The organism is Arthrobacter agilis (assembly GCF_002953615.1).
Lineage (GTDB): Bacteria > Actinomycetota > Actinomycetes > Actinomycetales > Micrococcaceae > Arthrobacter_D > Arthrobacter_D agilis_B.
This window is the reverse complement of sequence record NZ_CP024915.1, coordinates 1,322,391-1,332,405: the sequence shown is the minus strand read 5'-3', so window position 1 is coordinate 1,332,405 and position 10,015 is coordinate 1,322,391. Positions and strand designations below refer to the sequence as shown.

7 protein-coding genes and 1 riboswitch are annotated in these 10,015 nt (G+C 70.9%); all 7 genes read left to right on the top strand.

Annotated elements, in window-relative coordinates:
• Positions 1–2,931 (top strand): Rne/Rng family ribonuclease (locus CVO76_RS06365; RefSeq protein WP_208741291.1); only part of this gene is annotated, 2,931 nt, incomplete at its 5' end.
• Positions 2,932–3,033: 102 nt separating this feature from the next.
• A riboswitch (TPP riboswitch) is annotated at positions 3,034–3,144 on the top strand.
• Entirely contained in the window at positions 3,136–4,743 is a 1,608-nt protein-coding gene (thiD, locus tag CVO76_RS06360; protein WP_208741289.1) for a bifunctional hydroxymethylpyrimidine kinase/phosphomethylpyrimidine kinase, read from the top strand. Its footprint overlaps the riboswitch before it by 9 nt.
• A gap of 219 nt (positions 4,744–4,962) precedes the next feature.
• Positions 4,963–5,271 carry a 50S ribosomal protein L21 gene (gene rplU / locus CVO76_RS06355; protein WP_087073581.1) on the top strand — a complete coding sequence of 103 codons (309 nt, stop codon included), beginning with the start codon at positions 4,963–4,965 and terminating at the stop codon, positions 5,269–5,271.
• Positions 5,272–5,327: 56 nt separating this feature from the next.
• Entirely contained in the window at positions 5,328–5,588 is a 261-nt protein-coding gene (gene rpmA / locus CVO76_RS06350) for a 50S ribosomal protein L27 (protein WP_087073579.1), read from the top strand.
• A gap of 118 nt (positions 5,589–5,706) precedes the next feature.
• On the top strand, positions 5,707–7,290 hold the full coding sequence (gene obgE, locus CVO76_RS06345) for a GTPase ObgE (RefSeq protein WP_208741287.1): 1,584 nt from the start codon (positions 5,707–5,709) through the stop codon (positions 7,288–7,290).
• Positions 7,291–7,292: 2 nt separating this feature from the next.
• Complete coding sequence (gene proB, locus CVO76_RS06340) at positions 7,293–8,450, top strand: glutamate 5-kinase (protein WP_208741285.1); 1,158 nt, start codon at positions 7,293–7,295, stop codon at positions 8,448–8,450.
• 48 nt (positions 8,451–8,498) lie between these two features.
• A complete protein-coding gene (locus tag CVO76_RS06335; RefSeq protein ID WP_208741283.1) occupies positions 8,499–9,821 on the top strand; it encodes a glutamate-5-semialdehyde dehydrogenase in 1,323 nt (440 codons plus the stop codon).
• Positions 9,822–10,015: the final 194 nt, after the last annotated feature.

The following is a 10,015-nucleotide window of genomic DNA, read 5'->3' as shown; positions in this document are numbered from 1 at the left end:
GCCGACGCGCCCGCAGCCGACGCCGCAACCGCTGCCTCACCCGCCGACGCGCCCGACGCAGTCGGAGCGGACGCCGCCTCGATCCCCGCCGTTCCAGCCGAGGAGAAGCCCGCACGGGCGCGCCGTACCTCGACGAGGACCCGCAGCCGCAGGGCGTCGGAGCCCGCGCAGTCGGACGACGCCGCAGTGGCGGAACCCGTAGCAGACGGCACTCCCGCAGCAGCCGACACTCCCGCAGGGCGCCCGGACGCCGCGTCCGAGTCCCGGCAGTCCGCGCAGCCCCAGGACGGAGCCGCGCAGGGCGACATCACGCAGGTCGATGCCGGCCAGGAGGACATGCCGTCGGACGAAAACCGGTTCGATCCCTTCGCGGTCCCCGAGTCGCCGCTGTCGCTGCTCTTCCACGCACCGGATCTCAGCACCGTCACCGTGCCGTCCGTGAAGGTGGCGCCGCCGCAGGAGGACACGGACGAGGAGGAGTCGGACGAGTCCGGTCGTCGCTCGCGTCGCAGCCGTCGGAGTCGCACGCGCAGCCGCAGCGATGCCGGCCAGGCCGACGCCGGAACCGACGACGGCCAGACAGAGGGTCCTGAGGACACCGACGGACGGTCCCCGGCGAACGGCCCCGAGGAGGGCGCGGGCGTCACGTCGCGCCGTCGTCGTCGTCGCCGCCGTGGAGACCAGGACCTCGAGCTGACCGGCGGCGAGGACGACGATCCGCCCAACACCGTCACGCGCGTGCGGGCTCCCCGCCAGTCCAGCGAGCCCGTCTCGGACCGAGTGACCAGCGTCCGCGGCTCCACCCGGCTGGAGGCCAAGAAGCAGCGCCGCCGCGAGTCCCGTGACACGGGCCGCCGCCGCCAGGTCATCACCGAGGCCGAGTTCCTCGCCCGCCGCGAATCCGTGGACCGCCAGATGATCGTCCGCCAGCGCGATGACAGGATCCAGATCGGCGTCCTCGAGGACGGCATCCTCGCGGAGCACTTCGTGTCCAGGACGCAGCAGGACTCGCTGATCGGCAACGTGTACGTCGGCAAGGTGCAGAACGTGCTGCCGAGCATGGAGGCGGCGTTCGTCGACATCGGACGCGGCCGCAACGCCGTCCTGTACGCCGGAGAGGTCAACTGGGACGCGGCCGGCCTCGACGGCCAGCCGCGCCGCATCGAACTCGCGCTGAAGTCGGGCGATCCCGTCCTCGTGCAGGTCACGAAGGACCCGGTGGGCCACAAGGGTGCGAGGCTCACGAGCCAGATCTCCCTGCCCGGCCGCTACCTCGTGTACGTGCCCGGCGGCTCCATGACCGGTATCTCCCGCAAGCTGCCCGACGTCGAGCGCAACCGCCTCAAGCGGATCCTCAAGGACCGCCTGCCCGAGAACGCCGGCGTGATCGTCCGGACGGCGGCGGAGGGTGCCAGCGAGGAGGAGCTGACGCACGACATCAACCGCCTCCGTGCCCAGTGGGAGGAGATCGAGCGCAAGGCCGGCTCGACCAAGACCCTGGCGCCCGAACTCCTCTACGGTGAGCCCGACCTCACCATCAAGGTGGTCCGCGACGTCTTCAACGAGGACTTCTCCAAGCTCGTCGTCTCCGGCGAGGAGGCCTGGGACACCATCGAGGCCTACGTCATGTACGTGGCGCCGGACCTCGTCGGCAGGCTCGAGAAGTGGACGGGCGACGAGGACATCTTCGCCGCCTCGCGCATCGACGAGCAGATCTCGAAGGCCCTGGAGCGCAAGGTGTTCCTGCCGTCGGGCGGCTCGCTCGTGATCGACCGGACCGAGGCCATGACCGTGGTCGACGTCAACACGGGCAAGTTCACCGGCAGCGGCGGCAACCTCGAGGAGACCGTCACGAAGAACAACCTCGAGGCGGCCGAGGAGGTCGTGCGCCAGCTGCGGCTCCGCGACATCGGCGGGATCATCGTGATCGACTTCATCGACATGGTGCTCGAGGCGAACCGCGACCTCGTGCTGCGCCGTCTCGTCGAATGCCTCGGCCGTGACAGGACCAAGCACCAGGTCGCCGAGGTGACCTCGCTGGGGCTCGTCCAGATGACGCGCAAGCGCATGGGCACGGGCCTGCTCGAGGTCTTCGGCGAGGACTGCGAACACTGTGCGGGCCGCGGCGTCGTCACCCACATGGAGCCCGTGGAGCACCGCCGTTCCGTGCCTGCGCCCGACAACCAGCAGCAGCTGCGCCAGGACAAGCCGTCCCGGAGCGAGCGCAAGCGCAACCGGGGACGCGGCAACCAGCAGGACGAGGGCATCGCACTGCCCCCGGCCCCCGTGGCCGAGACCCCTGACCGCGCGGCGAAGGCCGAAGCGGCCCGGGCCGCCCTCGCCAGCATCGCGGCCGCCACGCACCACGCCCACGAGGAGCACGCGGAGCAGGCCCCTGCCGACGCCGACGTCCAGGTCACGGAAGCCGTGCTGACGATCAACGGCGAGACAGTGACCCTGCCACGGGCGGAGAGCCGTCGGCCGGCCGTCGAGGAGGCCCAGGAGGCACCCGCGACGCGCCTGACGCTGGACAGCCTGAGCGAGGCCTTCAACCGCCGGCCGGCCGATGTGGACGTCCCGGCCGTCGACGTCGCGCCCGCTGGCGACGGTGCCGCGGCAGACGGCGCCGCGGCAGACGGCGACCGCGAGGAGGCCGCCGACGTCCGGGCGGTCCCCGCGACCAGCGCCGCGCCTCCCGTCGTCGTTCCCGCGCCCGAGGCGCCGGCGCGCCGGTCCCGGCCGCGACGCCGGGTCGCCCGCAGCGCGCAGGGCGCCGCGGACACCACGATCGAGACCCAGGGTGCCGAGACCGCCGCCGAGCCCTCCGGGACGCGGCACGTCGCCAAGGCCGGGCCGATCGCGCGGAAGCCGGAGCCGTCCGGTGCGGAGCCGCTGATCTTCGGCGTCGGCGTGCCGGCGTCGGAGCTGTAGCAGCTCCACGCACGACGGATCGGCAGGCACGCGAAGGCCGGAGTCCCCAGGGGCTCCGGCCTTCGCGTGTCCCGTCCATGGGCGCCCGGCTGCTATAGGCTGGTCGGTGACACGGGGTGCCCTGCCGGATGCAGGGCTGAGATCACACCCGTCGAACCTGATCTAGTGGGCCTCGCGCCCGTGCCTAGCGGAGGGATGTCAGTCATGGACACTGCCCGAACAGCGTGCGATCCGATCTCCGGGATCCCCAACATCCTGAGCATCGCCGGCTCGGATCCGAGCGGCGGCGCCGGGATCCAGGCGGACATCAAGAGCATCAGCGCCACGGGCGGGTACGCGATGGCCGTGGTGACCGCCTTGACGGCGCAGAACACCCGCGGCGTGACCGCGGTGCACACCCCGCCCACGGACTTCCTCCGGCAGCAACTCGACGCCATCGCCGAGGACGTGCGCATCGACGCCGTGAAGATCGGGATGCTCGGGTCCGCCGCCGTGGCGCGCTGCGTCGGCGCATGGCTCGACCACGCCCGCCCGCCGGTCGTCGTGCTCGATCCGGTCATGGTCGCCACCAGCGGTGCGCGGCTGCTCGACGACGACGCGGTACGCGCCGTCGTCGACCTCGCCCGGCGTGCGTCGCTGGTGACCCCGAACATCGCGGAGCTCGCCGTCCTCGTCGGAGCGGATCCTGCCGCCTCCTGGTCCGCAGCGCTCGAGCAGGGGAGGGTCCTCGCGGTCCGGCTCGGCACCCGGGTGCTGGTGAAGGGCGGGCACCTGCCCGGCGAACGATGCCCGGACGCCCTCATTCCCGCCCCGCAGGACGCAACGGGCGGCCCGGACACCGTGGTCCTCGACGGCTGCCGGGTGCCGACCGAGAACACGCACGGTACGGGCTGCTCGCTGTCGTCCGCGATCGCCACGCGGTTCGCCGTGACCGGCGACTGGCCCACGGCGGTTCGGGAGGCGAAGTCCTGGCTCGAAGGGGCACTGCAGGGCGCCGACCTGCTGGACGTGGGAGCAGGCAGCGGACCGGTGCACCACTTCCACGCCGGACCTGATCCTCGCGCGCACCAGCGCTTCACGGAGCTCGCCTGGCGCGACATCGGGGAACTGCGCAGGAACCTCCTGGAGCTGCCCTTCCTCACCGCGCTGATGGAGGGGGACCTTCCCGCGACCGACTTCGCCTACTACCTGCAGCAGGACGCGCTGTACCTCCGCGACTACTCCGCCGTCCTGGCCCGTGCCGCCGCCATGGCGCCGGCCGAGGACGAGCAGCTGTTCTGGCTGTCCGCGGCGACGTCGTGCCTGCAGACCGAGGCGGAGCTGCACCGGACCTGGCTGTCGGGGAAGACCGGCATCCGGGCAGGGGAGGGCGATGCGGGTCCCGTCACCCGCGCCTACTGCGACCACCTCCGGGCCGTCGCCGGGCGGGGATCGTACGCGGAACTCGTCGCCGCCGTCCTGCCGTGCTTCTGGCTCTACGCAGCGGTCGGCGACCACGTGCAGGAGAGGGTGCAGGAGAGGGTGCAGGAGAGACCGCAGGGAAGACCCGGAGGCCACGGCCCGTCCGGCCCGCATCCCTACGCCGCATGGATCGCGACCTACGCCGACCCCGGCTTTGCGGAGGCCACCGCGCGCGCCAAGCAGATCGCCGACGGCGCGCACCGACGGGCGTCCCCGGTCGAACGCACGGCGATGCTTGCGGCCTTCCGCTGGTCCGCCGCCTATGAACGGGACTTCTTCGACGCCCCGAGGGCCCGCGCTGCCGCGCGCCGAGCGCCCGCTGATTTGCGGGAGGGCGCTGTACTGGCGTAATCTGAACCCTCGGTGCACTTGCCTGTCAACCGGCATGTCCGGCGGCAACTGCGCAGGATTCGCAGACTGGGATGTCCAGCAGACACGAGCGGCCTCCGGGCGGCGACGTCGAAGGCACCAGTGCGGGTCTCGCACGACGAGCAACCCCAGGATTGCCGCCGAGGCGCACCCAGGTTTTTTCATCAGAAGTCAAGATTGTCGAGAGAAGTGAGTTCCCAAGTGGTGTACGCGATTGTCCGCGCAGGCGGCCGCCAAGAAAAGGTTTCTGTAGGAGACCTCGTTACCCTTGACCGCGTCACCGGTCAGGCAGGAAGCACGTTCAAGCTTCCCGCCCTCCTTCTGGTAGACGGCGCCAAGATCACCTCCGCAGCGGAGGACCTCGCGAAGGTCACCGTCACTGCCGAGATCGTCGAGAATCTTCGTGGACCGAAGATTGTCATCCAGAAGTTCAAGAACAAGACCGGCTACAAGAAGCGCCAGGGTCACCGTTCGGAACTGACCCGCGTCAAAATCACAGGCATCGCGTAGTCCCTTCGGGCTACCGATCGGTCACGTAGACACTTCAGCGAAGGCAGGCATAACTCATGGCACATAAGAAGGGCGCAAGCTCCACTCGCAACGGTCGCGACTCGAACGCACAGTTCCTCGGCGTCAAGCGCTTCGGCGGCCAGGTCGTCAAGGCCGGCGAGATCATCGTCCGCCAGCGCGGCACCCACTTCCACCCGGGCGCCAATGTCGGCCGCGGCGGCGACGACACCCTGTTCGCACTCGAGGCAGGTGCCGTGGAATTCGGTACCCGTCGTGGACGCAAGGTCGTCAACATCGTGGGCGCGGCAGCAGAGTAGTCTCTGCCAGCGCACGGTGCACCAAGCATTCGGGTGGGGTGAGCCTCTATGGCTCGCCCCACCTTCTTTTAAGCCGACCCGACTCGGCACAGTGAAGCATTTGTAGAAGGAGACCGACGTGGCGAGTTTCGTTGACCGCGTAGTCCTGCACGTATCCGGAGGCACCGGCGGCCACGGCTGCGTCTCTGTCCACCGCGAGAAGTTCAAGCCCCTCGGTGGGCCCGACGGCGGTAACGGCGGCGACGGCGGTAACGTCATCCTCCGCGTCGACCACCAGACCACCACGCTCCTCGACTACCATCACGCCCCCCACCGGCATGCCACGAACGGCGGCAACGGGATGGGTGACTGGCGCGGCGGCAAGAACGGGGAGACTCTCGTCCTGCCGGTGCCGGACGGCACCGTGGTCAAGTCGAAGGACGGCGAGGTCCTCGCCGACCTCGTCGGTGAAGGCACCGAGTTCGTCGCGGCGGCCGGCGGCCAGGGCGGCCTCGGCAATGCCGCGCTGTCCTCGCAGAAGCGCAAGGCACCGGGGTTCGCGCTGCTCGGCATCCCCGGTGACGAGCGGGATGTCGTCCTCGAGCTCAAGTCCATCGCGGACATCGCCCTCGTGGGCTTCCCCTCCGCCGGAAAGTCCAGCCTGATCGCCGCGATGTCGGCGGCCCGCCCGAAGATCGCCGACTACCCCTTCACCACGCTCGTGCCGAACCTGGGCGTCGTCGAAGCGGGTTCCACGCGCTTCACCATCGCGGACGTCCCCGGCCTGATCGAGGGTGCGAGCGAGGGAAAGGGCCTCGGCCACCACTTCCTGCGCCACGTGGAGCGCTGCGCCGCCCTCGTGCACGTGCTGGACTGCGCCGCCCTCGAGACGGACCGCGATCCGCTGAAGGACCTCGGCATCATCGAGCGTGAGCTCGAGAAGTACTCGGTGGACATGAGCTACGCAGGGCCCGACGGCGACGTCGTCCCCCTCAACGAGCGCCCGCGCCTCGTCGCCCTCAACAAGGTGGATGTGCCGGACGGACGGGACATGGCGGACTTCGTCCGTCCCGAGCTCGAGGAGCGCGGCTACCGCGTCTTCGAGGTGTCCGCGTCGAGCCACGAGGGACTGCGCCAGCTCGGGTTCGCGATGGCGGAGATCGTCGAGAACGCGCGCAGGACCGTTGCCGCCGCACCTCCGAAGGTCGCGCCGCCCGTGCTGCGCCCCCGAGGCGTCAACGCCGCACCGTTCCGGATCCGCCTCGAGGAGAAGGACGCCCTTCCCCTCTTCCGCGTGCTCGGCGAGAAGCCCGAACGCTGGGTCAAGCAGACCGACTTCACCAACGACGAGGCCGTCGGCTACCTCGCGGACCGCCTGGCCAAGGTCGGTGTCGAGGAGGAGCTGTTCAAGGTCGGCGCCAAGCCCGGCGACACCGTGGTGATCGGCGAGGGCGACGGCGTCGTCTTCGACTGGGAGCCCACGATGATGGGCGGCGCCGAGCTGCTCGCCGGACCGCGCGGTTCCGACCTGCGCCTGGCCGAGTACGTCCGGCCGACGCGCGAGCAGAAGCGTGAGGAGTACCAGGAGCGCAAGGAGGCGAAGGCTGCCGCCCGGGCCGATCTCGAGGCGGACCGCAAGGCCGGCATCTGGACCGAATCGGTGCAGAAGCGGATGCGGCCTGCCCCTACGCGGCAAGAAGCGGACGGCGAGTCCGAGGGCTAGCCATGGGCCTGGACACGTCACTGCATCCGCTGGCCTCCCGGGCGGGACTACCGTCCGCGCGGAGGATCGTCGTCAAGGTCGGTTCGTCGTCCCTGACGTCCGTCTCGGGCGGCATCTCCGGCGAGGCACTCGTGGGCCTCGCCGATGTCCTCGCCGCGCGGCGCACCGCGGGGACCGAGGTGATCCTCGTGTCCTCCGGTGCGATCGCGGCAGGTCTGGCGCCGCTGGGTCTCGCCCGGCGTCCCGCGCAGCTGTCCACGCAGCAGGCCGCAGCGAGCGTCGGCCAGGGCCTGCTGATGGCGCAGTACTCGCAGGCCTTCGCCGCGCACGGCGTGACCGTGAGCCAGATCCTGCTGACCGCGGACGACCTGGTCCGGCGGTCCCACTACGCCAACGCGCACCGGGCGATGGAGCGGCTCCTGAACTTCGGCGTCGTGCCGATCGTCAATGAGAACGACACCGTGGCCAGCCATGAGATCCGCTTCGGGGACAACGACCGCCTGGCCGCCCTCGTCGCCCACCTCGTCAAGGCGGAGGCGCTGGTGCTCCTCAGCGACGTCGATGCGCTCTACGACGGCCCACCCAGCGAGGGTGCCCTGCGCATCCCGCTCGTGGAGTCGCCGGCCGACCTGGACGGTGTCACGATCGGGCGTGCAGGCAAGGCGGGCGTCGGCACGGGCGGCATGGTCACGAAGGTCGAGGCCGCCACCATCGCGGCGGCCTCCGGCATCCCCGCGCTCGTGACGTCCACAGCGAATGCCGCCGCTGCGCTGCGCGGCGAGGACGTGGGCACCTGGTTCACGGCGACCGGCAAGCGGCAGCCCATCCGCCTGCTCTGGCTGGCCCACCTCGCGAGGGTCCTCGGCACCCTCGTGCTCGACGACGGTGCCGTCCGCGCCGTGGGGGAGCGGCGGCGGTCCCTCCTCCCCGCGGGAGTGGTCGGCGTCTCCGGCGTCTTCGAGGCCGGTGACCCCGTGCAGCTCGTGAGCAGCGACGGGACCGTGGTGGCGCGCGGACTCGTCAACTACAGCTCGTCCGAGCTGCCGCGCATGCTCGGACGCTCCACGCATGATCTCGCGGAGGAGCTGGGCGCCGAGTACGAGCGTTCCGTGGTGCACGTGAACGACCTCGTGGTGCTGCGGCCTGCCGCCGCGTCATAACCCGACCTCCGGGCGTCCTCCGAACCGGCTCCTCGCTAGACTGCTGGGATGACCGATCTGCAGGCTGAGCCCACGACCGCCCGGACCGACGACACGCCGTCGCTCACCCCGGAACAGCTCACCGCGGCGGTCCACGCGATCACGGACCGGGCCAGGACCGCCTCGAGGATCCTCGGCCGGGCAAACCGCGCCCGCAAGGACCGCGTGCTGCTGGCGATCGCCGACGCGTTGGTCGCCCGGCGGGACCTCGTGCTGGCCGCCAACCGGGCCGACGTCGAGCGCGGCCGTGCCGCCGGGACCTCCGACTACCTGCTGGACCGGCTGAGCCTGGACCCGGAGCGCATCGGCCGGCTCGCGGATGCACTCGCCCAGCTGGCCGCCCTTCCTGATCCCGTCGGGACCGCCGTGCGTGCGGAGACCCTGCCCAACGGGCTCCGGATGCGGCAGGTCCGGGTGCCCCTCGGCGTGGTCGCGGCGATCTACGAGGCCCGCCCGAATGTCACGGTCGACATCGCCGGCCTGGCCCTGAAGAGCGGGAATGCCGTGATCCTCCGCGGGGGCAGCGCGGCCGCCGCCACGAACGCGGCGCTCGTTGGCATCATCCGGGACACCCTCGAGGACCACGGGCTGCCCGATGACGCCGTCCTCACCATCGACGAGTTCGGGCGGGAGGGCGCCCGCGTGCTCATGGAGGCCCGCGGACGCGTGGACGTGCTGATCCCGCGCGGCGGACGCGAGCTCATCCAGTCCGTCGTCACGAACGCCCGGGTCCCCGTGATCGAGACCGGCGAGGGCAACGTGCACATCCTCCTCGACGAGAGCGCCGACGAGGAGATGGCCGTCGACATCCTGCTCAATGCCAAGACGCAGCGCCCCAGCGTCTGCAACACGGTCGAGACCCTCCTCGTGCACAGCCGCTCCGGAGCCGCTCCTGCAGTCCTCGCCGCCCTCTCGCGCGCCGGGGTGACGCTCCACGTCGACGACCGCTCGCGTGCGTTCCTGCCCGAGGGGACGGCTGCCCCGTCGGCGACCGACGACGACTGGAACCGCGAATACATGCAGCTCGACCTCGCAGTCCGCACCGTGGACAGCGTCGACGAGGCGCTGCAGCACATCCGACGCTGGAGCACCGGGCACAGCGAGGCCATCATCACCAACAGCCTCGCGTCCTCCGAGGAGTTCGTGGCCGGCGTGGACTCCGCCGCCGTGCTGGTCAACGCATCGACACGGTTCGTCGACGGCGGCGAACTGGGCCTCGGGGCCGAGGTCGGGATCTCCACGCAGAAGATGCACGCGAGGGGACCGATGGGGCTGGCCGAGCTCACGACGACCAAGTGGATCGTGCAGGGCGAGGGGCACGTCCGGCGCTGACGGACCTCCCGTCGGCGGAGCCCCGTGCCCCGTTGCGCGTACCATTGGAGGAAATGCCCACGCCGGACCGGAACCACCGGCAGAACCTGACCCGACAGAGGAACCACGATGCTCTACTCCCTCGGCAGCGCACTGCTGGCGAACGAAGCCATGGAAACCCACTCCGAGCTGCCGATGCCGGCGATCGCGTACGG

Excerpts from the sequence above, each read along its gene's own strand:
- thiD (WP_208741289.1), top strand. The coding sequence starts at position 3,136 with ATGGACACTGCCCGAACAGCGTGCGATCCGATCTCCGGGATCCCCAAC.
- rpmA (WP_087073579.1), top strand. The coding sequence starts at position 5,328 with ATGGCACATAAGAAGGGCGCAAGCTCCACTCGCAACGGTCGCGACTCG.
- proB (WP_208741285.1), top strand. The coding sequence starts at position 7,293 with ATGGGCCTGGACACGTCACTGCATCCGCTGGCCTCCCGGGCGGGACTA.
- CVO76_RS06335 (WP_208741283.1), top strand. The coding sequence starts at position 8,499 with ATGACCGATCTGCAGGCTGAGCCCACGACCGCCCGGACCGACGACACG.